Origin of the sequence: Shewanella salipaludis, from assembly GCF_012911865.1 — a bacterium.
GTDB classification, from domain to species: Bacteria; Pseudomonadota; Gammaproteobacteria; order Enterobacterales; family Shewanellaceae; genus Shewanella; species Shewanella salipaludis.
In genome coordinates this window covers 146,749-172,111 of the sequence record NZ_JAAXYH010000007.1, presented here as the reverse complement: position 1 = coordinate 172,111, position 25,363 = coordinate 146,749, and the positions used below count along the sequence as shown (strand labels likewise).

Sequence of the window (25,363 nt, the reverse complement as noted above, 5' to 3'; positions counted from 1 at the left end):
TCATGCCGAGGCACGGTATTGATGAACCGCCGAACTGATGGCGGCAACGAGTCTCGAGTCCAGCGCCGGCATAGGCTGCTCCGACATAGACGGCGTCGACGCCTCGTTAGCGCGACTCAAGCATCTGGCGACCAGCTCCACCCCGAGAATGAGGATCCCCAGAAACAGGAATACCAATCCCATGCCCAGCACCATGATGCCGAGGGCATCCACGAGCTGTTGTGTTAACGATGTCATAGCTTCCTCCCAGAGTAAGATTCCCTTGTCCGCCATTCGGCTGTTGCGACTTACAAACACGCCAAGCGCATAGTTATTCGCAGCAGCAGAGTTTAAATTCAGCCAGAAAGCACATAACCAATAGTTCAAGACGTAATAACTGCAAAAAAACGCTAAAAAATATAACCAATTCGCAACAAGATTGCCAACACATTGTAAATTGGTCTTACCAAATAGAATATTTTTATCCGAGACGAATGAAGATAAGCCAGCAAAGGCTGCTGAAAATTATTGATACATGACAAGCAAAGCGATTATTGCCACAAAAAACCAAGTTGAGCATATTTCATGCGCAGTTATTTAACGCTCGAAAAGTCAAACGCATGGCCGAGATGGAACACCATGACAATTTATGCACCCGGAGCATAAGGATCTCCAGGGTCAGGTATGAGGGGCGTGGGCCGGCTATGGTTCTATGGCTCTATGGTCAATACAGGGGCTATGGCCAGGACAGGGGCAAAGCCTGAGGCCATGATAAAGACCAGGGACATGGCTGGGCTATCTGCTATCTGCTATCTGCTATCTGCTATCTGCTATCTGCTATCTATAGAAGTAGAAGTAGGAGCAGCTATGGAAGAAAGGATAGAAAAGAAGCAAAGGGCCGGTCGGCGCCGGGCCTGGGATAGAGGCCAACGGCAATAGAAAAGCCAAACAAAAACGCCCCGCATTGCTGCAGGGCGTTTATCTTACTATTGCTATTGCATATTTGGTGCGCGTGGAAGGAGTCGAACCTCCGACCGCCTGGTTCGTAGCCAGGTACTCTATCCAGCTGAGCTACACGCGCAAAACTTGGGCTAATAGATATTAGCAGAATAATGGCGGAGAAGGAGGGATTCGAACCCTCGATGGGAGTTAAAGCCCATACTCCCTTAGCAGGGGAGCGCCTTCGGCCACTCGGCCACCTCTCCGCAAACTGTGCATCCGGGATCTCATGGGAACCAAACTCGGTTCATAAGAGCTGCCAGATGACTGAATTGGTGCGCGTGGAAGGAGTCGAACCTCCGACCGCCTGGTTCGTAGCCAGGTACTCTATCCAGCTGAGCTACACGCGCATGTTTAACTTTTTGTGTGGCAGGTATGGAATGAGTCGAACCTTCGACGCAAACCTACCCTTCGACTGCACACACTGACAAAATATTCATCTCATCAGTTTTAACTTGGTGCGTGACAGGTATGGAGTGAGTCGAACCTTCGACTTCATACATACCTTTCTACCGCACACACTGACAAAATATTCATCTCATCAGCATTGAATTGGTGCGCGTGGAAGGAGTCGAACCTCCGACCGCCTGGTTCGTAGCCAGGTACTCTATCCAGCTGAGCTACACGCGCATTTTTAAACATAAAGTAAGCAGAGGATTTGGTGCGCGTGGAAGGAGTCGAACCTCCGACCGCCTGGTTCGTAGCCAGGTACTCTATCCAGCTGAGCTACACGCGCATTTCAAATATTCGTTACAACTGATGCAAAACTGATTGAGTTAAAGATTAACTAATGCAGAAATGGTGCGCGTGGAAGGAGTCGAACCTCCGACCGCCTGGTTCGTAGCCAGGTACTCTATCCAGCTGAGCTACACGCGCGAATTGTATCGTACTGCTTTGATAAAAAATGGTGCGCGTGGAAGGAGTCGAACCTCCGACCGCCTGGTTCGTAGCCAGGTACTCTATCCAGCTGAGCTACACGCGCACTTTTTCTATCGGTAAGAAATGGCGGAGAAGGAGGGATTCGAACCCTCGATGGGAGTTAAAGCCCATACTCCCTTAGCAGGGGAGCGCCTTCGGCCACTCGGCCACCTCTCCGTTTTCTTGGCGCACATATTACTGTTTGACGAAAATAAGTCAAACCCTTTTTCCCAAACCAATCCCATTTGAACTGTTTTTAAGCACATTGGCTGTATATCACGCCAATGTGTTGATTTAGAGGTTCTTTGGCAGCAGAAAATAAAAAAGCCAGTTAAAAAACTGACTCTTCTACGGTGTGGCATGCCTCATTCTGAATCGCTCAGAAATTGCCGCCTTCAGAAGGTGTACCCGATTTTTCAGATTGAATGCGTTGGTAGATCTCTTCACGATGAACAGAAACTTCTTTCGGCGCATTCACGCCGATACGCACCTGATTACCTTTTACCCCAAGTACTGTGACTGTGACTTCATCACCAATCATCAGTGTTTCGCCAACACGACGAGTCAAAATCAGCATTCGATTGCTCCTTTAGTTTCCATTTCAGCTTACATACGGCACGCATCCGTTATATGAGCTTATTATAAGGTCAGCTTAGTACAAATTAATAGTATTCAATACTAAAACGGTTATTTAATTACACCCTGTCGAGCCCAAGGGTCTGATGCAACAACCTGACCCCGTTATGCAGCTCTGCTTCATCGATAAGGATGGACACTATTCGCTGAGACCTTGAGAGTAACCTAACATGGATCCCTTGGCTTCCCAAAATATTGTTAACCTGACTGATCAGTCCAGTGTCGGGGGGTAAGCGGCTGCCCACCAACGACACTTTAACCAGCTGCTTATGGTACTCCACCTTACCCAAGCCCAGACACTGACTCTGGCGGTCGAGCTGCTTCAGGGCCGTGACCAGAAAATCCGCCGCCAGCGAAACCTGGAACAGCTGGAGCCCGGACTGGTCCTGGGCATCTTGGCACCATAGCTCGGCCTCGGCGCCCAGCCCCTCGAGACAATCCCTGAGTAAGGCCTCGTTGGCCGGCGGGCATTCGATACTGAGCCAGACACGCGCCCTGCAGACGGCAATCCCCTGTACCGAGCCCACGGCATCCGCGGCTTCGGCATGCTGCACCAGGGTACCCGGACCGGGTTCGAAGCTCGACAGCACCCTCAAAGGCACTAGGTAACGTTTGGCATAGGCGACCGAATCCGGATGCAACACCTTGGCCCCCAACCTCGCCATGTCGAACATCACCTCAAAACTCATGCCGTCGAGTTTTCTGGCACTCGGCGTCAAGTGAGGATCTGTGGTGAACACCCCGGCGACATCTGTGTAGATCTGGCACTCATTGGCCCCCATGGCCGCTGCCAATGCGACCGCCGTGGTATCTGAGCCGCCACGGCCCAAGGTCGTCACTTCGCCATTGCTATCCCGGCCCTGAAACCCGGCCACCACAGGAATAACCCCCTCGGCCAACAAGGCCTCGAGCAACTGAGTGTCCACCCTTTGAATACTGGCGCCACCGAACTGACTGTCGGTATGTATCTGTACCTGACTGCCGAGCAGAGATCTGGCCCTTAGGCCCCGCCGCTGCAGCGCCATCGCCATCAGGGCTATGCTGATCTGTTCACCGGTCGAGACCAGCATGTCTCTCTCACGCAGCAGCGCATACTCGCAGCCCTCGCCGAGTGCATCTGCGCTGGAGGCGATATTCGACGCCAGGGAAAATAACCTGTTAGTCTCACCGGCCATCGCCGAGAGTACCAAGATCTGACGCTCACCTGCGTGAGCGGATTTTGCTATCTGCTCGGCGACCGCCTCGATACGCTCAATCGAGCCTACCGAGGTGCCACCGAACTTCTTCACAAAAAGCTTGCTACTACTAAGCTTTCGTTTTTCGGGCACTTTGACCTCTTAACTTTGTCTTTAACAGAACCGAGCCTTAAGCCAGACGCTCCGTTACCCAAGGCAAGGCTAGCGCCAATGCCGAGTCCAAGTGCTCTGGTTGAGTGCCACCGGCCTGGGCCATGTCGGGGCGACCACCGCCCTTTCCGCCCACCTGACTGGCGACCATGGCCACCAACTCGCCGGCCTTGATCTTGGCGGTCAGATCGTTACTGACGCCGGCGATCAGGTTGACCTTGCCGTCTTTGGCCGTGCCCAGCACTATGACGGCGGACTTGAGCTTCTGCTTGAGTTCATCCTGCAGTCCGCGCAGCGAACCAGGATCGACCCCTTCGAGTTTCTTGATCAGCACTTTTACGCCATTGATGGCGACGGCATCTGTGGCCAGATCGGCACTGGCAGCGGCGGCGAGCTTGTCCTTGAGCTGTGACAGCTCTTTCTCCAGCGACTTCATCTTGTCCAGCTGCGCCTTGAGCTTAACCACGACAGAGCCGGCATCGCCCTTGAGCAGAGATGCGGCTTCGGCAAGCTCGGCCTGCTGAGCGGCGACAAACGCCATGGCGGCGGCACCTGTCACCGCCTCGATGCGGCGCACACCGGCGGCGATACCGCTTTCCGAGGTGATCTTGAACAGACCTATGTCACCACTGCGGCCCACATGGGTACCACCGCAGAGCTCGACCGAGAAGTCACCCATGGTGACGACCCGCACCTGGGCGTCATATTTCTCACCGAACAGCGCCATGGCGCCCTTCTCTTTGGCTTGATCTATGTCCATCACAGCCGTTTTCAGCTCATGATTGAGACGTATCTGGGCATTGACCAGATCTTCGACCCGCTGCAGCTCCTCTGGCTTGACCGCTTCGAAGTGCGAGAAGTCGAATCTCAGGCGTTCAGGGTCGACCAAGGAGCCTTTCTGGGTCACATGGGTGCCCAATATCTGCCGCAGCGCCGCGTGCAGTAAGTGAGTCACAGAGTGATTGAGCTGGGTGCGTTGACGCAGTGTCTGCTCCACCCTCGCCTCCAGCACTTGTCCGAGTGACAGGCTGCCCGAGGTCAGGACACCCTGATGACCCGTTGCCTGACCGTATTTCTGGGTATCTGTCACATCGAAGACGATACCGCTGGCCAGCAACTGGCCCTTATCACCCACCTGACCACCCGACTCGGCATAGAAAGGCGTCGAATCCAGCACCACCACGGCGTTGTCACCCGCGGCGATGGCGTCGACGGCCACGCCGTCGACATAGAGTCCGGTCACCTTGCCCTCGGCGGCTAACTGGGTATAACCGCAGAACTCTGTCTGTGCATCTATCTTGAGGCCGGCATTATAATCTGTGCCGAAGTTGCCTGCCGCCTGGGCCCGGCTGCGCTGCTCGGCCATGGCGACATCGAAACCTAACTCATCCACTGTGATGTTGCGCTCACGACAGACGTCGGCGGTCAAATCCACGGGGAAGCCATAGGTGTCATACAGCTTGAAGACGGTTTCGCCGTCCAAAGTGTCACCCTCGAGTTCGTTCAGGGCGTTATCCAGTATCCCCAGGCCGCGCTCCAGAGTGCGGGCAAACTGCTCTTCTTCGGCCTTGAGGGCCTTCTCGACTATGGCTTGCGTCTCGGCCAGGCCCTTGGCCGCATCGCCCATGACGGCAATCAGGGTAGGCACCAGCTTGTAGAAGAAGGTTTCGGTGGCGCCCAGCTTGTTGCCATGGCGCACCGCGCGGCGAATGATGCGACGCAGCACATAGCCACGGCCTTCGTTCGATGGCATCACCCCATCGGCCACCAAGAAGGCGCAGGAGCGGATATGATCTGCGATCACCCGCAGCGATTTATTCTCTAAGTCGGTGACGCCTATGATCTCGGCCGCCTTGGCGATCAGCGCCTTGAAAATATCTATCTCATAGTTGGAGTGCACCCCCTGCATGATGGCGGCGATACGCTCTATGCCCATGCCGGTATCGACCGAAGGCTTAGGCAAGGGTTCCATGGTCCCGTCTGAGTGACGGTTATATTGCATGAAGACTATGTTCCAGATCTCGATGAAACGATCGCCATCTTCCTCTGGGGTGCCGGGACGGCCGCCCCAGATATGCTCGCCATGATCATAGAAAATTTCGGTGCAGGGACCACATGGGCCTGTGTCACCCATCTGCCAGAAGTTATCCGACGCATAGGCCGCACCCTTGTTGTCGCCTATGCGGATGATGTTTTCTTTGGGCACGCCTATCTTCTGAGCCCAGATGTCGAAGGCTTCATCGTCCGTCTCGTACACAGTCACGCACAGACGCTCTTTGGGCAGTTGCAGGGTCTCGGTCAGGAAGGTCCAGGCGTAACGAATCGCCTCTTCCTTGAAGTAATCGCCGAAGCTGAAGTTACCCAGCATCTCGAAAAAGGTGTGATGCCTGGCCGTGTAGCCCACGTTATCCAAATCGTTATGCTTACCACCGGCGCGCACGCAGCGTTGTGAGCTCGTGGCTCGGGTATAGCTGCGCTTATCCATCCCCAGGAAGACATCTTTAAACTGGTTCATTCCGGCGTTATTGAAGAGCAAGGTAGGATCATTGCCTGGCACCAGGGAACTGCTGTCCACTATCTGGTGACCATTCTTGCTGAAAAACTCCAGGAAAGCGCTTCTAAGCTCTGCGGTGGTTTGATACATGAAATCATCCTGAATTGGGTAAGTCTGAATTAAACAACATCCGGGTTGGCGATGCAGCCAGAATGCCTATTTTTCCCAGCATTATAAGCAGACTGAAGGAGTACGACCAGTGCTGTTTGGCAGATAGCGGGCCGGGAGTGGGATTTTGAAAGCCGAGGTTAAGGGTTGCAGCAGATGTGAGGCTCAGAATGACGATTCATCGTAGGGATCGTAATCCAAGGCATAGGCTATCTGATCGTAGCTGAAGCCTTGCCCCATGAGGAAGCGGATGCGTCTGGCTTTCTCTTTCATGTCCTGGGTGCGGGGATCTGTGTATTTCTTGACGGCCTTGCTCCTGGCGAGTTCGAACCAGTCACAAGTGGATCTGTCCACAGCGGCGGCAATAGTCCCGGCACAAAGGCCCTTCTGTGCCATCGCCTGTTTGATGCGTCCCAGGCCATGGCCCTTGGTGATATGGCTGCGCAGCAACAGATCGGCATAGCGGTTGTCATCGAGAAAACCGCTGGCTTCGCAGCCGTCGAGCACTGGCTCTATCTCGACGGTCTCGAAGCCTTTGAGCAGCAACTTGGCCTTGATTTCATGCCTGGAATAATCGCGGCGCGCCAGCAGCGCTACCGCAACTTGTCGGGCCGACTGACTCAGAATACTTCGCCTGTTTCCAGATCTACGTTCTCATCGCCGGCCGCCGGCTTAGCCACAGGCGCACCGCCCTTGCTCAGCAGCAAGGCACGCAAGGCGCCGTCGATCTCGGCGGCAATCGCAGGGTTTTCAATCAGATATTTGCCGGCGTTGGCACGGCCCTGACCTATCTTGTCGCCCTTGTAGCTGTACCAGGCACCGGCTTTTTCCACCAGCTTGTGGGCCACACCCAGGTCGACCAACTCACCTGTGCGGTTGATGCCCTGGCCATAGAGGATTTGGAATTCTGCCTGCTTGAAGGGCGCGGCAATCTTGTTCTTCACCACCTTGACGCGGGTCTCGTTGCCTACCACTTCGTCGCCTTCCTTGATGGCGCCGGTACGGCGGATATCCAGACGAACGGAAGCATAGAACTTGAGCGCATTACCGCCCGTGGTGGTTTCAGGGTTACCGAACATCACCCCTATCTTCATACGTATCTGGTTGATGAAGATCAGCAAAGTGTTGGACTGCTTCAGGTTGCCCGCCAGCTTACGCATCGCCTGACTCATCATACGGGCCGCCAAGCCCATGTGTGAATCACCTATTTCACCTTCGATCTCGGCTTTAGGCGTCAGGGCGGCGACCGAGTCGACGATGATCACGTCCACGGCACCGCTGCGGGTCAGGGCATCACAGATCTCCAGCGCCTGTTCACCCGTATCTGGTTGAGAACACAGGAGGTTATCTATGTCTACACCCAGCTTCTGGGCATAGATAGGATCCAGTGCATGCTCGGCATCTATGAAGGCGCAGGTCTTGCCTTCGCGCTGAGCGGCGGCGATCACTTCCAGTGTCAGAGTGGTTTTACCCGATGACTCTGGGCCATAGATCTCGACGATACGCCCCATAGGCAAACCGCCGGCGCCGAGGGCAACATCCAATGACAGAGAACCGGTAGAGATGGTTTCCACGTCCATGGAGCGATCCTCACCCAGTTTCATGATGGAACCTTTACCGAACTGTTTCTCGATCTGGCCCAACACGGCGGCAAGTGCTTTCTCTTTATTTGGATCTACCTTCATTCCTGTTCCCTCTCCGACCACGCGTTCATGCGTGTAAAAAAGTATGGTGCGAGACAAAAAAGTTAACACTGCCTGTCTCAATATGCTCACTAGTATACTGTACAATCATACAGTATCAAGTGCTGGGTAAAATTTATTTTAACTCCTTGCCACCCAGATATTTGTGCGCTGCCGGCTCGGGAAAAGACCAAAATAACGCATCTTTTACGCCCTGGCCCACAGATAAAACCGCTACTCATTCAAAAATATTGTTAATATTGGCCGCAGAATTGAAAGCCGCCATGGGTCAGCCAAAACCTGCGGTAAAAGGACAAGGGATAAAAGCCGTTAATGAATCTCATAGCCAGCGATCAGCTAGAAAAACATACCCCCATGATGCGCCAGTATTTGTCGATGAAGGCCGAGCATCCAGACATGCTGCTCTTCTATCGCATGGGCGACTTCTACGAACTCTTTTACGACGACGCCAAACGCGCCTCCGAAATGCTGGGGATCTCCTTGACGGCGAGGGGCAAGAGCGGCGGCGATCCCATTCCCATGGCAGGGATCCCCTACCATGCGGTCGAAGGTTACCTGGCGAAACTGGTGCAGATTGGCCAGTCCGTCGCCATCTGTGAGCAGATAGGGGATCCCGCCACCTCCAAGGGCCCCGTGGAACGTAAGGTAGTACGGATAGTCACCCCGGGCACGCTGACAGATGAAGCCCTGCTGCAGGAGCGGCAGGACAATCTGTTGGCGGCCGTGTATCAGGGCAAGCAGGGATTCGGTTATGCCACCCTGGACGTGTCTTCCGGTCGCTTCATCATCGCCGAGTTGGATACCTGTGAGGCATTGGAGGCCGAGCTGCAACGCACCCACCCGGTCGAGATCCTCTACAGTGAAGATTTTAGCCAGATGGGCCTTATCGAGCGCTTCAAGGGCAAGCGCCGTCGTCCCGAATGGGAATTCGATTACGACACCAGTGTGCGCCTGCTGCTGGAGCAATTTGGCACCAAAGATCTGCATGGCTTCGGTATCGCCGATGCCCGCACATCCTTGCAGGCCGCCGGCAGCCTGATGCAATACGTCAAGGACACCCAGCGCACGGCCCTGCCGCACATCAACTCGATAGTCAGATTCAACCAGAGCGATACCATAGTGCTGGATGCCGCGACCCGGCGCAATCTGGAACTGACCAGCAACCTCGGCGGTGGCCGCGACAATACCCTGGCCTCAGTGCTGGACAATACCGCCACCCCCATGGGCAGCCGCATGTTGCAGCGCTGGATCCATCAACCATTGCGGGATCACCAAGCCATAACCGCCCGTCAGGAGATAGTGCAGGAATTACTCGACTCGGGGGAATACGCCGAGCTGCATCAACAACTCAAGGCGCTGGGGGATGTCGAGCGCATCATGGCCAGGCTGGCACTGCGCTCCGCCAGGCCGCGGGACTTCGCCCGCCTGCGCCAGGCACTGGCTTTACTGCCGGCGATCCAGCAACTGCTGGGCTCTTGCCACTCCAGTCATATCCACAGACTCGCCAGCCAATTGGGCGAATTTCCCGAGGAGCATGCCCTGCTGGCGCGCGCCATAGTGGATAACCCGCCCATGCTCATCCGTGACGGCGGGGTGATCCGCCCGGGTTACCATGCCGAGCTGGATGAATGGCGTGGCCTGAGTGAAGGCGCCAGCGACTACCTGGTGCAGTTGGAGCAGCGTGAGAAGGCCAGAACCGGAATCGCCACCCTCAAGGTGGGCTACAACAGAGTCCATGGCTATTACATAGAAGTCAGCCGCCTGCAATCCTCCCAGGTGCCTCTGAGTTACCAGCGGCGACAGACGCTCAAGAATACCGAGCGCTACATCACCCCTGAGCTGAAGGAATACGAGGAGAAGGTGCTGTCGAGCCAGGGCAAGGCATTGGCACTGGAGAAGCAGCTGTGGGAGCAGTTGTTCGAGCTGCTGTTGCCCAGGCTCCATGAGTTGCAGCTCTTCGCCCGCGCCGCGGCCGAACTGGATGTGCTGAGTAACTTTGCCGATCGGGCCGAGACCCTGGATTACCAAAGACCCGAGCTGAGAGATCAGGTCGGGATCCAGATTGAGTCCGGACGCCACCCTGTGGTCGAGCGGGTCAGTCAGACGCCTTTCATCGCCAATCCGGTCGAACTCAATTCGGATAGGCGCATGCTGATAGTCACAGGCCCCAACATGGGCGGTAAATCCACCTATATGCGCCAGGTGGCGCTCATCACCCTGATGGCGCACATAGGCTGTTTCGTGCCGGCACAAAAAGCCGTGATAGGCCAGGTAGACAGGATCTTTACCCGCATAGGGGCATCGGACGACTTGGCCTCCGGCCGCTCGACCTTCATGGTGGAGATGACGGAAACCGCCAACATACTCCATAACGCCAGCGCCAACAGCCTGGTGCTGATGGATGAAATTGGCCGCGGTACCTCGACCTATGACGGCCTGTCGCTGGCCTGGTCGGCGGCCGAATACCTGGCGCAGAAGGTCGCCGCCATGACGCTGTTCGCCACCCATTATTTCGAGCTGACTCAGCTGCCGGAATTGCTCGCCGGGGTCCACAACGTCCATCTGGACGCGGTAGAGCATGAAGACACCATAGCCTTCATGCATGCGGTGCAGGAAGGCGCCGCCAGCAAGAGTTATGGCTTGCAGGTCGCCGCTTTGGCCGGGGTGCCGGCACAGGTGATCAAGGCCGCCAAGTTCAAGCTGCATCAGCTGGAGAGCCGGGATCAGCACCATCTGGACGGCCTCCCCTTACAGCAGACCCTGTCGCTGCAGCCATTGCAGCAGGAGTCCCAGGCGCTGCTGCGGCTCCAGGCCATCAATCCGGACGAGCTGAGCCCGAGGCAAGCGCTGGAGCTGCTCTATGAGCTGAAACGCCTCGCCTAGGCTGGCAAGAGCAGAGTGCATGCAGCAGCGACAAAAACGCCCATCCAGGATGGGCGTTTGTTTAGCTGGGCTTTTTGTCTGAGCTTTTTGTCTGAGCTTTTGTTTGGGGCCAGCAGCCGGTCGGCAATGCCAGGCTCTCAGGAGTCGCTTCTGAACAGGGCTTCGACAGAGAGGCCTTCGGATGCCAGCAGATCCCGCAGACGTTTGAGCGCTTCCACCTGGATCTGCCGCACTCTCTCGCGGGTCAAACCGATTTCGGCACCGACATCTTCCAGCGTCGATGGCTCATAACCCAGCAGCCCGAAACGCCGTGCCAGCACTTCCCTTTGCTTGGTATTGAGCTCGTTGAGCCATTTCACCACGGAATTGGAAATATCTTCGTTCTGCACCTTGTAGTCCGGGCCCACATTATCGTCATCGGCCAGCACATCCAACAGGGCTTTGTCGTTATCGCCCCCCAATGGGGTATCCACCGAGGTGATTTTTTCATTGAGTTTCAGCATGCGGCTGACGTCGCTGCTGGGAATGTCCAACTTGGTCGCTATTTCCTCGGCCGTAGGCTCATGATCCAGCTTGTGGGCCAATTCCCTGGCGGTACGCAGATAGACATTGAGTTCTTTCACCACATGGATAGGCAAGCGTATGGTACGCGTCTGATTCATTATGGCTCTTTCTATGGTTTGTCTTATCCACCAGGTGGCGTAGGTCGAGAAACGAAAGCCGCGTTCGGGATCAAATTTCTCTACCGCACGGATCAATCCCAGGTTGCCTTCCTCGATAAGATCGAGCAGCGCCAAGCCGCGGTTGTTATAACGGCGGGCAATTTTTACCACTAATCTGAGATTGCTTTCTATCATGCGGTTGCGGGACTTGGCACAACCTTTGAGTGACTTGCGTGAAAAGTAGACTTCCTCTTCCGCGCTTAGCAAGGGCGAAAAACCTATCTCACCCAGGTAGAGTTGCGTGGCATCGAGATTCTTTTGCAGATCATCTTGTACCTGTTGTTCCAGCTCAAGATCTTGAACCAGAGTATTGCTGCCATCCTTATTGTCGGCTGCTGAATCGGGCTGTTTTGTGGAAAAATCGATAAGCTCAGCGGCAATGCTGTTATTTTGGCTCATAACTTTATCTCCCAAACATAAACTCACTATTTAAATTAACTTCACCTCTTTTTATCCTCCATGCCAATTCGGCAGCCAAACAATCAGTGTTTTGGCAAATACTTCAATGGGTTAACAGACTTACCGTGGTAACGGATTTCAAAGTGCAACATTACCCTGTCGGTCCCTGTACTTCCCATGGTTGCAACCCTTTGTCCTGCGACAACCTGTTGCTTCTCTTTGACTAAGATCTTATCCGCATGAGCATATGCGCTGAGGTAATCGTCGCTGTGCTTGATGATCACAAGATTACCATAACCTCTCAGTGCGCTACCCGCATACACTACGCGTCCATCGGCAGCGGCATTGATGACTGTGCCCCTGTTTCCAGCAATCTTAATACCTTTATTCCCTTGCTCGTTGGCAGAGAAAGTACTCAGAATATTTCCCCTTACAGGCCACCGCCATCGGCTTACCCTGGCCGGAAGTGTCGAGCTTGCCGGGTGGATAGACTTGTTAATAACCTGTTGAGTACCTGTAACAGAGTACGCAGGCTTGACCTTGTTATCAAGTACTTTTTTTGTACTACTGGTTTGAGTTGTTTGAGTATTAGCGGCGGGTTTTGGCGCCTTGTTCGAGACGGTTTTAGCGGTTTTTTGGCTGTCCGTCTTGGCTGCATGCCGCATGGCGTACGGCTTCTTCTTGCTCCAGCTGCGTTTTCCCGGTTGCAATTTGAGCTTCTGTCCCGGGTAAATGGTGTAAGGTTTTGCCAGCTTATTCAGTTTGGCAATTGTAACAAAATCTTTACCTGCCCCCCAGGAGATGGAGTACAAGGTATCGCCCTTCTTGACCGTATAGACGCCGGTTTTTATCGAGCCCCTGTCATAGGCAGGGGTCCCGTTAAGGTAAATATTTTCGACGGGTGCCGGTCGTCTGGCCTGAAAACTACAGCCACTGAGGATGAATGTGATGAGCAAGGCCAGAATTGTCAATTGCCCTAAGTTCAAATCTACTTTTCCCTTATCTATTTCAATCACATTCACCCGTGCCATGGCCGGCCCTGAAGCATAGACCGCGAGTTTAAGCCAGGCCACCGCTGACCAGGGGCACAAACCTGACGCCTTCGATCACCTGATGTTCGAATCTGTCACCCCGTCTGGTGATGCGCAGCAACTCCTGGATCTCATCCCCGACTGGGATCACCAAGACACCGCCATCGGCCAGCTGTTCCAACAGCGGCTGTGGAATACTCTCAGGCGCCGCCGTGACCATGATGGCATCGAAAGGACCGCGGTTCGGCCACCCCTGCCAGCCATCACCGTATTTGAAAGAGACGTTATGCAAGTCCAGCCGCTTGAGCCTCTGCCGCGCCTGGATCTGCAGGCTCTTGATCCTCTCTATGGTGCATAACTCGGGCACCAGTTGCGCCAGGATGGCCGCCTGGTAGCCTGAGCCTGTGCCTATCTCCAACACCTTCCTGGGGTGATGCTGCAGCAACAGCTCAGTCATGCGCGCCACTATGTAAGGCTGCGAAATGGTCTGTCCCTGGCCTATGGGTAAGGCGGTATTCTCATAGGCCTTATGGGCCAGGGCATTGTCGAGAAAAAGTTCTCTTGGGGTGTTGGCGACGGCCTGCAACACGGCCTGCTCCCGGATCCCAGCATCATGGAGTTTTTTTGCTAAATTCTGCGCCGATGCACTGGCGAGCCGATTCATATATTCTTGACCCAATTTTCCAGACCCGACAGCTGACTGTAAGCGGTCAAGTCCACAGTTAATGGAGTGATGGACACATAGCCATTGGCCACTGCGTCGAAATCCGTGCCTTGGCTGGCATCCTGTTCTATTCCCGGAGGCCCCAGCCAGAAGATTTCCCTGCCGGCGGGATCTTCCATCCGTACCATGCCTTCGGCCTTATGGCGGGCACCCAGACGCGTGACCCGGATCCCCTGGATCTCCGCCAGGGGCAGATCCGGCACATTGACGTTGAGGATCTGATCCTTCGCCAGGGGATGGCTCAGCAGGCCCTTCACTATCCGGGCGGCAAACACAGCCGCAGTGTCGTAATGCAGCAGCTTGCGCCCCACCAGGGAAATGGCGATGGCGGGCAGCCCCAGGAAGCGCCCTTCCATGGCGGCGGCGACGGTCCCCGAATACAGGGTATCGTCCCCCAGATTGGCGCCGGCGTTGATGCCTGAGACGACAATATCGGGTTCCTGGTCGAACAATTCCCGGATGGCCAGATGAACGCAATCCGTAGGCGTGCCGTTCACCGATACGAAGCCACCCTCTAACCTATTAATTCTTAATGGGTTAGTCAAGGTTAATGAGTTGCTCGCGCCGGAACAGTTTCTGTCGGGAGCCACGGTCAGCACTTCGGCAAACTCGCCCAGGGCCTCTGCCAGCGCCTTGATCCCCGGGGCATGCACCCCATCATCGTTACTGACCAATATTCTCATCACGACTCCTGTGTGCGCTTATCTGCCGCGACACTTTCCTGCCACTGGCGCTCTTTGACATCCTGGTAATCGAACAACTCCCTGAGCAGGGAGGTCGCAAAACTGCCAGCCGGCAACACAAACTCCAAGGTCATCACATCGTCCTGTACCTGGTATTTTAACCCCTGGGGCTCCAGCAGCAAGGGACGGCGTTCCTGCTCCAGCCCTGCGTGCTCCAGGCCGTAGCAATCCTCGCTCAGTTCACTCACAGCCAGGGTTTCCATCGCCGCCGCCTCGCCCTTGGGCAAGATCTGCCCCCGGCCCCATAAGGGTGCCGACAGCTGGATATCTTTCTCGGCCAAACGTTTAACAACCACCTCATCCCACTGCTCGGCGACGAAGAAGCTCTTGCTGCCGCTGAGCATCACGCAATCCCCCGCCATGGGCGTTATGCCATGTTGGCTCAGACGATAAGACACCACCTGGTTGAATAGGTGTGAGCGCACCGCCGACAGGTACATGCTGCGCTTATTTCTGTCTTTGACCTTGCGCCCCGCCAGCATCTGCCGCCCGAGCACCAAATTCTTGCCATCGTGACCGAACCGCTGTTCACCGAAATAATTCGGCACCCCTGTCTTGGCCACGGAAACCAGGCGTGTCACCACATCTGCGATATCCGTGACGTTACGCAGGGTCAGGATGAACCTGTTGCCCAGCAGGGCCCCGGTGCGCAGCTTCTTGCTATGGCGGCTGCTCGTGAGGATCGTCAGCTTATCACTGTTCAGGCTCGCCCAGTCCGGCGTGTCTTTGCCCGGGATGCGTACCCCAAACCATTGCTCGGTGATGGCGTTCTTGTCTTTCTGACCGGCAAAGGTCACTTCCTTAGGATGCACCTTGGCAAACTTGGCCAGCATCTCCGCCACCTGCACTGTATTGAGCCCTTCCTTGCGTACGTGCAGCATATGATGCTCGCCTTCGCCCGTCGGGCTGAAGGGCAGGATTTCCTTGACGATAAAGTCGCCGTTGTGGGTCCTTAGATCTGCCTTGGCGGCAGGTTTACCGTACAGGTAATGTAATTCACTCATGGGAGGCTGATATCTCTTAGTTTGTCGCTTGGTTAGCTGTCTTGGCCGTCATCAGCACCACGGCTTCGACGGCAATACCTTCTTTTCGGCCTGTGAAGCCAAGTTTTTCTGTGGTGGTGGCCTTGACGTTAATCGTCTCTATGTCGCTGTCCAGATCTTGCGCCAATACTTGCCTGATGGCCTGGATATGGGGCGCCATCTTGGGCGCCTGGGCTATGACGGTAACATCCAGGTTGCCCAATTCGAAACCTTTATCCTGTGCCAGGCGGTAGCAATGGCGCAGCAGCACCCGGCTGTCGGCGCCCTTAAAGGCGGCGTCCGTGTCGGGAAAATGCCGGCCTATGTCGCCGAGGGCCATGGCACCGAGCAGCGCATCCGCTATGGCGTGCAGCACCACATCGCCATCCGAATGGGCTATCAAGCCTGTCTCATAGGGCACTTCAACCCCGCCGAGGATCAACGGCGCATCACCGCCAAATTTATGTACGTCGAACCCATGACCTATACGCATTTTCATCTGTCACTTCCAGGATTGATTGTCTTAACCTAAGGCGCTGTTCGCCCGAGTCAGAAATAACCGCGCCAGACGCAGATCGTCCGGATGGGTCACCTTAATATTGTCCGCCCGGCCAACCACCAGGCCGGGCGCCTCACCGGCCCACTCCATCGCCGAGGCCTCGTCCGTGATGAGGGCGCCGGCGCTCAACGCCGCCGCCAAGTGGCTCCGCAAGCTGGCCACCGGGAACATCTGTGGTGTCAAGGCATGCCAGAGGCGTTCCCGACTGACCGTGGTCTGGATGCGGCCTTTGGGATCGGCGCGCTTCATGGTATCACGCACCGGCATAGCCAGAATGGCCCCCTGGGGGAACTCGCTCCTGGCGGCCAACAGGCGGTCTATGTCGTCGGCCGCCAGGCAGGGTCTGGCGGCGTCATGCACCAGCGCCCAGGCATGCTCATCTGCCCTGTTGAGCGCGGCCAGCACTGAGTCGGCACGCTCGCCCCCGCCAGTCACAGTCAGGATTTTCGGATGGCTCGCCTGCGCCAGGGCGGCGAAATGCTCGTCCGCCGGATGCAGTGCCACTATCACCTGGCTTATCTGCGGATGTCCGAGCAGGCGGTCCAGGGTATGGGCCAGAATACACTGGTCATCGAGCAGCAGATACTGTTTGGGGAGTTCGCTGCCCATGCGGCTGCCGATGCCGGCCGCCGGCACTATGGCGATAATCTTGTCTTGGGTTGGCAACATTGCAAGTGTCTCTGTCATCAGGCTTAATCTTGGCCTTTTCGCGCGGGAGAGCGCTGATCACTGCCGACGACCCGGTAAAAGGTTTCACCCTGCTTGACCATGCCCAATTCGTTGCGCGCCCTCTCTTCCAGGGCTTCGGTGCCGCTGCGAAGGTCGGTAATTTCTTCCCTGAGAACCTGATTTCGCGCCGCTAACTTGGCGTTACCCAGCTGCTGACCATGGATCTGTTTTTGCAGCCCCAAATACCCGGGCAGGCTGTTGCCGCCCAACCAGAGACGGTATTGCAGCAGACTCAATAACACTATTAATACAAGAAGAAAGCGTTTCATGGTGGAAGTGAAAGCCCGTATCCGAGTCAAAATAAGATAGTGCAGATAGTACAACAAAAAAGGCCACCCGGTGGTGGCCTTTTCGCGTCAAAGGTTAAATTACTGCACCCTGGCAGGGGCGATTATTGGCCTTTGATCTCTTTGAGACCACGATATGCGGCCCGGTCACCCAGCTGTTCTTCGATACGCAACAACTGGTTGTACTTGGCGACGCGGTCGGAACGGCACAGTGAACCCGTCTTGATCTGACCTGCGGCGGTACCCACGGCCAGATCGGCTATGGTGGCATCTTCGGTTTCACCGCTGCGGTGCGAGATCACCACAGTGTAACCCGCTTCCTTGGCCATGCGAATGGCTGCCAGGGTCTCGGTCAAGGAACCTATTTGGTTGAACTTGATCAGGATGGAGTTGGCGATCTTGTTTTCTATGCCGCGGGTGAGGATCTTGGTGTTGGTCACGAACAAGTCGTCACCCACCAGCTGGATCTTGTCGCCCATGATCTGGGTCTGATAGGCCCAACCCTCCCAATCCGACTCATCCAGACCGTCTTCGATGGAGACGATAGGATACTGCTCGGCCAAAGATTTCAGGAAGTCAGAGAAACCGTTGGAATCGAAGACCTTGCCTTCACCGGCCAGATCATACTTGCCATCCTTATAGAACTCGGAGGCGGCACAATCCAGCGCCAGGGTCACGTCTGTGCCCAGCTTATAGCCTGCCTTTTCCACCGCAAGCTTGATCACCGCCAGGGCATCTGCGTTCGATGCCAGGTTAGGCGCGAAACCGCCTTCATCGCCGACGGAAGTGCTAAGACCCTTTTCCTGCAACACCTTCTTCAGAGTGTGGAAGATCTCGGCGCCCATGCGCAGGGCTTCACGGAAGCTCTTGGCGCCGACAGGCTGGACCATGAACTCCTGGATATCGACGTTGTTATCCGCGTGCTCACCGCCGTTGAGTATGTTCATCATAGGCACAGGCATGGAATACTGGCCTGGGGTGCCGTTGAGTTCGGCTATGTGGGCATACAGGGGAATGCCCTTGAAGGCCGCTGCCGCCTTGGCGGCTGCCAGCGACACGGCCAATATGGCGTTAGCGCCCAGCTTGTCCTTGTTTTCCGTGCCGTCCAGCTCGATCATTATGCTATCCAGCTCGGCCTGGGCCGTGGCGTCTTTGCCCAGCAGCGCGTCACGGATAGGGCCCTTGATGTTGGCCACTGCCTTCAACACGCCCTTACCCAGATAACGGCTCTTGTCGCCATCACGCAGTTCCAGCGCCTCGCGGCTGCCGGTGGAAGCGCCCGAAGGTGCCGCCGCCATGCCGACGAAGCCCCCTTCCAGATGCACTTCGGCTTCCACTGTAGGGTTACCACGGGAGTCCATGATCTCACGACCAATCACGTTAATAATCTTAGCCATATCGTCCTCGACTTAAGGTTAAATTAAAAGATAAGAAATTAAGAATAAAGTAAAAACCAATATCCATGGAATGCAGTCATTCGGGCTATTGCATGGGTATCTGATTCTTGGCGGACGCGTTAAATAAAAAGCCGGCTCCCCATGGGAAACCGGCTATCGCTCACACCTTAGCTTAAATCGCGCTTCTGGTAAGCGCTCGCCGCGGCAATGAAGCCTTCGAACAAGGGATGACCATCGCGTGGCGTCGAAGTGAATTCCGGATGGAATTGACCCGCGACGAACCAGGGGTGATCACGCAGCTCGATCATCTCCACCAGCTTACGGTCGGAGGACAGGCCGCTGAAGATCATCCCGGCTTGCTCGAGACGTTCTATGTACTTGTTGTTCACTTCGTATCTGTGTCTATGGCGCTCGACACAAGTGGTGCCCTTGTAGGCCTGTGCCGCCTTGGTGCCTTCGATCAGATGGCATAGCTGGGCGCCCAGACGCATGGTGCCGCCCAAGTCTGAAGACTCGTGACGTTGCTCGACATTGCCTTCTTCGTCGATCCACTCGGTGATCAGCCCCACAACAGGGAAAGGCGTGTCTTTATTGAACTCGGTCGAATGGGCATCTGTCATGCCGGCAACATTACGGGCGAATTCGATCAACGCCACTTGCATGCCTAAGCAGATACCGAAGTAAGGCAGCTTGTTTTCACGGGCAAACTTAGCCGCCAGGATCTTGCCTTCGACACCGCGCTCACCGAAACCGCCCGGCACCAGGATGCCGTCCAGCCCCTGCAGCACTTCGTCCCCCTTGGCCTCGACGGTTTGGGAGTCTATGTACTTGATGGTCACAGACACGCGGTTTTTCAGACCCGCATGCTTGAGGGCTTCGTTGACCGACTTATAGGCATCCGGCAGCTCTATGTACTTACCCACCATGCCTATAGTCACTTCACCGTTGGGGTTGGCTTCCTGATAGATGACGTTTTCCCACTCGGACAGGTCAGCATCCTTACACTCAAGGTGGAAGCGTTTGATCACCAGCTCGTCCAGTCCCTGAGAGCGCAGCAAGGCCGGGATCTTGTAGATGCTGTCGACGTCTTTCAGTGAGATAACGGCACGCTCTTCGACGTTACAGAAGAGGGAAATCTTGGCCTTCTCGTTGGCGGGGATGGCGCGATCGCCACGGCAGACCAATACGTCCGGCGCTATGCCGATGGAACGCAGTTCCTTGACCGAGTGCTGGGTCGGCTTGGTCTTGACTTCGCCGGCCGCGCCCAGGAAAGGCACCAGGGTCAGGTGCATGAACAGGGTGCGATCCCGGCCCAGCTCGACGCCCAGTTGACGTATGGACTCCAGGAAAGGCAAAGACTCTATGTCACCGACTGTGCCGCCGATCTCGACTATGGCCACATCATGACCTTCGCCGCCGTCCAGCACTTTCTCTTTAATGGCGTTGGTAATGTGCGGGATCACCTGAATGGTGGCACCCAGGTAATCGCCACGGCGTTCCTTGCGCAGTACTTCTTCGTAAATACGCCCGGTGGTGAAGTTGTTGCGACGATTCATCTTGGTACGGATGAAACGCTCGTAGTGCCCCAGGTCCAGATCTGTTTCTGCGCCGTCCTCAGTAACAAATACTTCCCCGTGTTGAGTTGGACTCATGGTACCCGGATCGACGTTGATATAGGGGTCCAGTTTCATGATGGTTACATTGAGGCCACGCGCCTCTAAAATTGCCGCAAGCGATGCCGCTGCAATGCCTTTACCTAGTGATGAAACCACGCCACCAGTAACGAAGATATACCTTGTAGTCATGCTGAACCTGAGAAAATGAGTTTGAAAATACGTGCTTGTAAGAAAGCACTAGGACGGGGCAATAGTATATCAAAGGCCCCGCGATTCGACAAACACCAATTCGCCTTTAGCGCTTCTCCTGGTGTTTTACCTGATCCCAGAAAGCGTCCAGCGCCGCCAGATCATGGTCCGTCAGGGCCTTGCCATCGGCCGTGGCCAAAGTTTCGACGCCGCGAAAACGGCGCTCAAACTTGGCATTGGCCTGGCGCAGCGCCTGCTCTGGCTCGACCCCGAGATGGCGTGCCAGGTTAGTCACGGCAAACAGGAGATCGCCCATCTCATCGCGCACCTTGGCCGCATCGACCCGGCTCTGGCGCACTTCATGCAGCACTTCGTCTATCTCCTCGTGGATCTTCGCCACCACGGGCTCCAGCTCGGCCCAATCGAAACCGACCCGGGCGACCCGCTGCTGGATCTTCACCGAGCGCGCCAGCGCCGGCAGGCTCAGGGGAATGTTGTCCAGCACAGAGTGTTGCTCATTGGCCTGGCGCTCCCTGGCCTTGATGGCCTCCCAGCTGTCTTTGACCCCGGCGGCGCTCAATTCCCCGCTTCCGCCGTGCTCGCCGAACACATGGGGATGGCGCTCCGTGAGCTTGGTGCAAATTTTGTCGACCACCACGGAGAAATCGAACAGCCCCTGCTCCTTGCCCAGCTGGCAATAGAAGATCACCTGAAACAGCAAGTCACCCAGCTCGCCCGGCAATTCCTCCAGCGCCAATCTTTCTATGGTGTCGGCCACCTCATAGGCTTCCTCCAGGGTGAAAGGCACTATGGTGGCGAAGCTCTGCGCCTTGTCCCAGGGGCAACCCGAGTCGGGATCCCTGAGCTTGGCCATGATGGCCAGCAGACGCTCTATGTCGGCAGCAGTGGACTGTGATGGGGTAGATTTCAGGGGCATAGCGTATTTCCACTCAGATTGGGCCAGGTTAACAACTGAGGCGGCCGCGGCCGCCTCACACAGGTTTACCTCATGACATGGCTGATGACATTACATGGCTAATGACATTGTTCATAACATTGCGCATGACATGGCCTATGTCGAGAGGGAGAGGTTAGCCATCAGAGCCGCCGCGCCTCTATGATACCATCGACCTGGGTCAGCTTGGAGATCACCCTGGACAGTCCCTCGAGATTATACAATTCGAGCTCGAGTTCTATGGCGGCCGTCTGGGTCTTGACATCCGAAGATGAACTCATGGCCATGACGTTGGACTTTTCTGCCGCCAGCACCGAGGTCAGATCCCGCAGCAAACCACTGCGATCATGGGCCAATACCCTGAGCCGCAAGCGATAGCCGCCCGAATAGTTCTCACCCCAGACCACCTCGACCCCGCGCTCCGGGTGCGCGCGCATCAATTCCTTGACCTGTTCGCAATCGGCCTTATGCACCGAGATGCCGCGGCCCTTGGTGATAAAACCGTAAATCTCATCGCCCGGCACCGGCTGGCAGCAACGGGCCATATGGCTGAGCAGATTGCCGACGCCATTGACTTCGACCTGGCCCTTGCCCCCCGGCTCCGGCTTATGGTGGCCCTTCTTGACCAGATCTTCGACCGCTTCCTCGTCCGAGACCCGCTCCTGGCGCAGGCTGCTCTGAATATAGTTAACCACCTGGTTGAGGCGCAGATCGCCGCCGCCTATGGCCGCCAGCATGTCATCCATGCCGCTCATGTTGAAGCGCTCCACCGCCACCGCCGCGTCCTTTAGCTTGAGGCTCACCCGCAGCAGTTCGGTTTCAAGCATCTCCTTGCCGGCGATGATATTCTTGTCCCTGTCCTGCTGCTTGAACCAGTGCTGGATCTTCGAACGAGATCTGGCGGACTTGATATAGCCCAGGTTGGGATTGAGCCAGTCCCGCTTGGGATTGGGGTGTTTGGATGTGATGATCTCGATACGCTCACCCGTCTCCACCTGGTAGGTGAAGGGCACTATGCGGCCGTCCACCTTGGCACCGATACACTTATGCCCCACCTGGGAGTGGATATAATAGGCGAAGTCCAACACGGTCGAGCCCTGGGGCAAATCTATCACCTCGCCGCTGGGGGTAAACACATAGACCCTGTCTTCGAATACCTGGCTGCGGACTTCTTCCACCAGATTGCCACTCTCGGCCACATCCTCCTGCCATTGCAGTATCTTGCGCAGCCAGTTGATCTTTTCTTCGTAACCGCTGGGCTTGCCCTTGGTGCCTTCCTTGTATTTCCAGTGGGCTGCGACCCCGAGTTCGGCATCTTCGTGCATCGCCTGGGTGCGGATCTGGATCTCGACCGTCTTGCCCTCGGGACCGACCACCACTGTATGTATGGATTGATAGCCGTTGGGCTTGGGATTGGCGACATAGTCGTCGAACTCGCGGGGAATATGGTGCCACAGGGTATGCACCACCCCCAGCGCCCCATAACAGTCCTGCAGCCTTTCGGTGACGATGCGCACGGCGCGCACATCGAACAACTCATCAAACTTCAGATGCTTGCCTTTCATCTTGCGCCAGATGCTGTAGATGTGTTTCGGCCTGCCATAGACCTTGGCGCGGATCTGATCTTCATCCAGTCGCTGTTGCAACTGGCTGACGAACTTGTCGATGAAGATTTCCCTGTCCAGGCGCTTGCCGTCGAGTTGCTTGGCTATGTCCTTGTAGGTGGCTGGATGCAGGTAACGGAATGACAGATCTTCCAGCTCCCACTTGAGCTGGCCTATGCCCAGGCGGTTGGCCAGTGGCGCATAGATGTCGGCAATTTCTCTGGCCAGCAGCACCCGGGTCTCTTCGTCGGCATTCTTCACCGCCCGCAACAGACACACCCGCTCGGCCAATTTGATCACCACGGCGCGCACGTCTTCGACCATGGCCAGCAGCATGCGGCGGATATTGTCTATCTGGGGTTCGCCGCTGCGTGATTGGGGGTTGAGCTTGAGGGCGCCGATGGCATTCATGGTCACCACGTTGCCGACCAGGGTCGCCAACCCAGTGCCATATCTGTCGGCCAGGGCTTCCTTGCTCAGCAAGCCGGCCTCGAACACCAGAAACAACACCGCCGCCTGCAGCGTCTCTATGTCCATGTTCAGCGGCGCCAGAATTTCGATCATCTCCCTGGCCTGTTCCAACAAGGCCCGGTGCGCCGCCGGGCTCTTGGCCGGCAGGGCCTCGACCTGTCTGAGCAGGGTCAGGAGTATCTGCGCTTCGTCGGCCTGGCTGACATGACGGGCAACCCATGCCTCCAGGTGAAAATCCGGATCGTTAAAGTGCGCTTCGCGAACAGATACCATAGACAACATTTCCTTATCTGGAGCAACAGAGGTGAGAGCTCGACTCTACCTCCCCTATCTTCGGCATTGCTGCCTCTTTGTCAAATCCATAGGGCTCGATTGCTGCTATTTTTGCCGTTTTCCAGGCTCAGACCAACCCGGGCCAGGGACCAGGAGCCCATGGGTTACCTGGTCAGCTCGAACAGCGCCATCGCCTCTATGTGATGGGTCTGAGGGAACATGTCGATAAGCCCCAGCTTCTGCAACTTGTAGCCCTGGGCCAACAACACACCCGTATCCCTGGCGAGGCTGGCGGGATTACAGGAGACATAGACCACGCTGCGGGGCTTCATCTTCTTCAGCCACTGCAGGCTCTCGAAGGCGCCCGCCCTGGCGGGATCGAGCAGCAGCTTATCTATCTTGCCCATCCAGGCTTCCCCGGACAGATCTGCGCTCAGATCCCCATGGAAGAAGGTCAGATTGGCCAACTCATTGGCGGCGGCATTGCTGCGCGCCTGAGTCACCATCTCGGGCACGCCTTCGACCCCGACCACCTCGGCGCCCTTGGCCGCCAGCGGCGCACTGAAATTACCTACGCCACAGAAGAGATCCAGGATGCGCTCACCCGGCTCCGGGGCCAGCCAATCGAGCGCCTGTTCGACCATGCGGCGATTGATCTCTTCGTTGACCTGGACGAAGTTTCCCGGCGTAAAACTCAGGCAAACCCCGCCATCGAGCAAAGCATAGTGCGGCATGGGTCGGCCCGCACTGAGATACTCGAATTGACCGTCATTATCTTGCAGCAACAGGTGGATCCCCTGTTGGCCCGCAAACTCGCTAAGCTGTTGCTTATCTTGATCCTTCAATGCCTTGGTTATCCGCAGCACCGCAAACAGGCCGTTATCCGCCTGGATTAACTCCAGATGCCCCAGGGTCGAGCGCCCCGCGAGGCGATTGAGCAGGAGGGAGAATGGCGCGATCAGCGCAGACAAGGGCTCGGCCAACACCAGGCATTGGCTGATGGCCACCACTTGGCTGCTGCTGGCGGCGCGAAATCCCAAGGTCAAGGTCTTGCTTGGCTTGTCATACCAGGTGGCGAGCCTGGCACGGCGGCGATAATGCCAGCCCTCACCCTCCAGGGGCGTTGCCAGCAGATCCGAGCTGGCACCGGCAAACTTGGCCATCACGGATGTCAGGGCGGCTTGCTTATGCTCACGCTGGGCCGCCAAGGCCATATGCTGCAGATCGCAGCCGCCGCAGGCCTGATAATGTGGGCATGGCGGCACCGTCCTGGCCGGCGTCGGGGTTTCTATTGCCAGCAGCCTGGCCCTGGCGTAGTTTTTCTTCTGCTCGGTCAGCTGCACCCTGGCCCGCTCGCCCGGCAGGGCGCCTGGGACAAACACCACCTTGCCCTGATGCTGGGCGATACCCGCCCCCAAGTGGTCCAATTGCTCGACATCCAGGGTTAACTTAGGCGACAGTTGCTTGGATCTATTTGGTTTTGCTTTAAAAAATTGTGCCATTTCGGCCCCTGATA

Annotated in this window: 20 protein-coding genes and 8 tRNA genes; 1 reads left to right on the top strand and 27 read right to left on the bottom strand. The window is 56.2% G+C overall.

Going from position 1 to position 25,363, the window contains the following annotated elements:
- The 14 genes from HC757_RS11560 to recA all read right to left on the bottom strand — a co-directional run bounded on the left by HC757_RS11560 (nucleotide 1) and on the right by recA (nucleotide 8,225).
- On the bottom strand, nucleotides 1-237 hold the full coding sequence (locus HC757_RS11560) for an OadG family protein (protein WP_169564522.1): 237 nt from the start codon (nucleotides 235-237) through the stop codon (nucleotides 1-3).
- 746 nt (nucleotides 238-983) lie between these two features.
- Nucleotides 984-1,060 (bottom strand) — tRNA-Arg (locus HC757_RS11555).
- Between the two features lie 32 nt (nucleotides 1,061-1,092).
- A tRNA-Ser gene (locus tag HC757_RS11550) sits at nucleotides 1,093-1,184 on the bottom strand.
- 67 nt (nucleotides 1,185-1,251) lie between these two features.
- A tRNA-Arg gene (locus HC757_RS11545) sits at nucleotides 1,252-1,328 on the bottom strand.
- Between the two features lie 203 nt (nucleotides 1,329-1,531).
- A tRNA-Arg gene (locus tag HC757_RS11540) sits at nucleotides 1,532-1,608 on the bottom strand.
- Nucleotides 1,609-1,637: 29 nt separating this feature from the next.
- Nucleotides 1,638-1,714 (bottom strand) — tRNA-Arg (locus tag HC757_RS11535).
- A 63-nt stretch (nucleotides 1,715-1,777) separates the two neighbouring features.
- A tRNA-Arg gene (locus HC757_RS11530) sits at nucleotides 1,778-1,854 on the bottom strand.
- Between the two features lie 29 nt (nucleotides 1,855-1,883).
- Nucleotides 1,884-1,960 (bottom strand) — tRNA-Arg (locus HC757_RS11525).
- Nucleotides 1,961-1,981: 21 nt separating this feature from the next.
- Nucleotides 1,982-2,073, bottom strand: a tRNA-Ser gene (locus HC757_RS11520).
- 202 nt (nucleotides 2,074-2,275) lie between these two features.
- Entirely contained in the window at nucleotides 2,276-2,473 is a 198-nt protein-coding gene (csrA, locus tag HC757_RS11515) for a carbon storage regulator CsrA (protein WP_006082602.1), read from the bottom strand.
- Between the two features lie 118 nt (nucleotides 2,474-2,591).
- Nucleotides 2,592-3,860: an aspartate kinase gene (locus HC757_RS11510; RefSeq protein WP_169564521.1), complete on the bottom strand. Its 1,269-nt coding sequence runs from the start codon at nucleotides 3,858-3,860 to the stop codon at nucleotides 2,592-2,594.
- Nucleotides 3,861-3,897: 37 nt separating this feature from the next.
- Entirely contained in the window at nucleotides 3,898-6,522 is a 2,625-nt protein-coding gene (gene alaS / locus HC757_RS11505; RefSeq protein WP_169564520.1) for an alanine--tRNA ligase, read from the bottom strand.
- 183 nt (nucleotides 6,523-6,705) lie between these two features.
- Nucleotides 6,706-7,164, bottom strand: coding sequence for a regulatory protein RecX (locus tag HC757_RS11500; protein ID WP_425313964.1), 459 nt, complete (start codon nucleotides 7,162-7,164; stop codon nucleotides 6,706-6,708).
- Entirely contained in the window at nucleotides 7,161-8,225 is a 1,065-nt protein-coding gene (gene recA / locus HC757_RS11495) for a recombinase RecA (protein WP_169564518.1), read from the bottom strand. Before recA ends, HC757_RS11500 begins: the two co-directional genes overlap by 4 nt.
- A gap of 330 nt (nucleotides 8,226-8,555) precedes the next feature.
- Between recA and mutS the strand changes: the two genes are divergently transcribed.
- Nucleotides 8,556-11,126 (top strand): DNA mismatch repair protein MutS, encoded by a 2,571-nt coding sequence (gene mutS / locus HC757_RS11490; protein WP_169564517.1) that lies wholly within the window; start codon nucleotides 8,556-8,558, stop codon nucleotides 11,124-11,126.
- A 137-nt stretch (nucleotides 11,127-11,263) separates the two neighbouring features.
- On the opposite strand, the gene rpoS is transcribed toward mutS, so the two are convergent.
- From rpoS to rlmD, 13 genes are all read right to left on the bottom strand, one after another.
- Complete coding sequence (gene rpoS, locus HC757_RS11485) at nucleotides 11,264-12,247, bottom strand: RNA polymerase sigma factor RpoS (RefSeq protein WP_169564516.1); 984 nt, start codon at nucleotides 12,245-12,247, stop codon at nucleotides 11,264-11,266.
- An 83-nt stretch (nucleotides 12,248-12,330) separates the two neighbouring features.
- The gene (locus HC757_RS11480; RefSeq protein WP_169564515.1) at nucleotides 12,331-13,278 is read right to left on the bottom strand and encodes a peptidoglycan DD-metalloendopeptidase family protein; all 948 of its coding nucleotides are present in this window, start codon (nucleotides 13,276-13,278) and stop codon (nucleotides 12,331-12,333) included.
- Between the two features lie 28 nt (nucleotides 13,279-13,306).
- Nucleotides 13,307-13,942 (bottom strand): protein-L-isoaspartate(D-aspartate) O-methyltransferase, encoded by a 636-nt coding sequence (locus HC757_RS11475; RefSeq protein ID WP_169564514.1) that lies wholly within the window; start codon nucleotides 13,940-13,942, stop codon nucleotides 13,307-13,309.
- Nucleotides 13,939-14,688, bottom strand: coding sequence for a 5'/3'-nucleotidase SurE (surE, locus tag HC757_RS11470; protein WP_169564513.1), 750 nt, complete (start codon nucleotides 14,686-14,688; stop codon nucleotides 13,939-13,941). The genes HC757_RS11475 and surE overlap by 4 nt, the downstream gene beginning before the upstream one ends.
- Nucleotides 14,685-15,749: a tRNA pseudouridine(13) synthase TruD gene (gene truD, locus HC757_RS11465; protein WP_169564512.1), complete on the bottom strand. Its 1,065-nt coding sequence runs from the start codon at nucleotides 15,747-15,749 to the stop codon at nucleotides 14,685-14,687. The genes surE and truD overlap by 4 nt, the downstream gene beginning before the upstream one ends.
- Nucleotides 15,750-15,765: 16 nt before the next feature.
- Nucleotides 15,766-16,266, bottom strand: a complete 501-nt coding sequence (gene ispF, locus HC757_RS11460) for a 2-C-methyl-D-erythritol 2,4-cyclodiphosphate synthase (protein WP_169564511.1) — start codon at nucleotides 16,264-16,266, stop codon at nucleotides 15,766-15,768.
- Nucleotides 16,267-16,290: 24 nt separating this feature from the next.
- Complete coding sequence (gene ispD, locus HC757_RS11455) at nucleotides 16,291-17,013, bottom strand: 2-C-methyl-D-erythritol 4-phosphate cytidylyltransferase (protein WP_244623462.1); 723 nt, start codon at nucleotides 17,011-17,013, stop codon at nucleotides 16,291-16,293.
- A 5-nt stretch (nucleotides 17,014-17,018) separates the two neighbouring features.
- On the bottom strand, nucleotides 17,019-17,324 hold the full coding sequence (ftsB, locus tag HC757_RS11450) for a cell division protein FtsB (RefSeq protein WP_169564510.1): 306 nt from the start codon (nucleotides 17,322-17,324) through the stop codon (nucleotides 17,019-17,021).
- A gap of 122 nt (nucleotides 17,325-17,446) precedes the next feature.
- Nucleotides 17,447-18,739, bottom strand: coding sequence for a phosphopyruvate hydratase (gene eno, locus HC757_RS11445; RefSeq protein ID WP_169564509.1), 1,293 nt, complete (start codon nucleotides 18,737-18,739; stop codon nucleotides 17,447-17,449).
- A gap of 167 nt (nucleotides 18,740-18,906) precedes the next feature.
- Nucleotides 18,907-20,544, bottom strand: coding sequence for a CTP synthase (locus tag HC757_RS11440; protein WP_169564508.1), 1,638 nt, complete (start codon nucleotides 20,542-20,544; stop codon nucleotides 18,907-18,909).
- Nucleotides 20,545-20,650: 106 nt separating this feature from the next.
- A complete protein-coding gene (gene mazG, locus HC757_RS11435; RefSeq protein WP_169564507.1) occupies nucleotides 20,651-21,481 on the bottom strand; it encodes a nucleoside triphosphate pyrophosphohydrolase in 831 nt (276 codons plus the stop codon).
- A 161-nt stretch (nucleotides 21,482-21,642) separates the two neighbouring features.
- Entirely contained in the window at nucleotides 21,643-23,847 is a 2,205-nt protein-coding gene (gene relA, locus HC757_RS11430) for a GTP diphosphokinase (RefSeq protein ID WP_169564506.1), read from the bottom strand.
- A 164-nt stretch (nucleotides 23,848-24,011) separates the two neighbouring features.
- Nucleotides 24,012-25,349, bottom strand: a complete 1,338-nt coding sequence (gene rlmD, locus HC757_RS11425) for a 23S rRNA (uracil(1939)-C(5))-methyltransferase RlmD (RefSeq protein ID WP_169564505.1) — start codon at nucleotides 25,347-25,349, stop codon at nucleotides 24,012-24,014.
- Nucleotides 25,350-25,363: the final 14 nt, after the last annotated feature.

Bases quoted from the DNA above. Each gene is read 5' to 3' on its own strand.
- recA (WP_169564518.1), bottom strand. From the start codon at position 8,225: ATGAAGGTAGATCCAAATAAAGAGAAAGCACTTGCCGCCGTGTTGGGC.
- ftsB (WP_169564510.1), bottom strand. From the start codon at position 17,324: ATGAAACGCTTTCTTCTTGTATTAATAGTGTTATTGAGTCTGCTGCAA.
- HC757_RS11560 (WP_169564522.1), bottom strand. From the start codon at position 237: ATGACATCGTTAACACAACAGCTCGTGGATGCCCTCGGCATCATGGTG.
- ispF (WP_169564511.1), bottom strand. From the start codon at position 16,266: ATGAAAATGCGTATAGGTCATGGGTTCGACGTACATAAATTTGGCGGT.
- ispD (WP_244623462.1), bottom strand. From the start codon at position 17,013: ATGACAGAGACACTTGCAATGTTGCCAACCCAAGACAAGATTATCGCC.
- HC757_RS11440 (WP_169564508.1), bottom strand. From the start codon at position 20,544: ATGACTACAAGGTATATCTTCGTTACTGGTGGCGTGGTTTCATCACTA.
- alaS (WP_169564520.1), bottom strand. From the start codon at position 6,522: ATGTATCAAACCACCGCAGAGCTTAGAAGCGCTTTCCTGGAGTTTTTC.
- mazG (WP_169564507.1), bottom strand. From the start codon at position 21,481: ATGCCCCTGAAATCTACCCCATCACAGTCCACTGCTGCCGACATAGAG.
- eno (WP_169564509.1), bottom strand. From the start codon at position 18,739: ATGGCTAAGATTATTAACGTGATTGGTCGTGAGATCATGGACTCCCGT.
- relA (WP_169564506.1), bottom strand. From the start codon at position 23,847: ATGGTATCTGTTCGCGAAGCGCACTTTAACGATCCGGATTTTCACCTG.
- truD (WP_169564512.1), bottom strand. From the start codon at position 15,749: ATGAGTGAATTACATTACCTGTACGGTAAACCTGCCGCCAAGGCAGAT.
- csrA (WP_006082602.1), bottom strand. From the start codon at position 2,473: ATGCTGATTTTGACTCGTCGTGTTGGCGAAACACTGATGATTGGTGAT.
- rlmD (WP_169564505.1), bottom strand. From the start codon at position 25,349: ATGGCACAATTTTTTAAAGCAAAACCAAATAGATCCAAGCAACTGTCG.
- rpoS (WP_169564516.1), bottom strand. From the start codon at position 12,247: ATGAGCCAAAATAACAGCATTGCCGCTGAGCTTATCGATTTTTCCACA.
- mutS (WP_169564517.1), top strand. From the start codon at position 8,556: ATGAATCTCATAGCCAGCGATCAGCTAGAAAAACATACCCCCATGATG.
- HC757_RS11475 (WP_169564514.1), bottom strand. From the start codon at position 13,942: ATGAATCGGCTCGCCAGTGCATCGGCGCAGAATTTAGCAAAAAAACTC.
- HC757_RS11480 (WP_169564515.1), bottom strand. From the start codon at position 13,278: ATGGCACGGGTGAATGTGATTGAAATAGATAAGGGAAAAGTAGATTTG.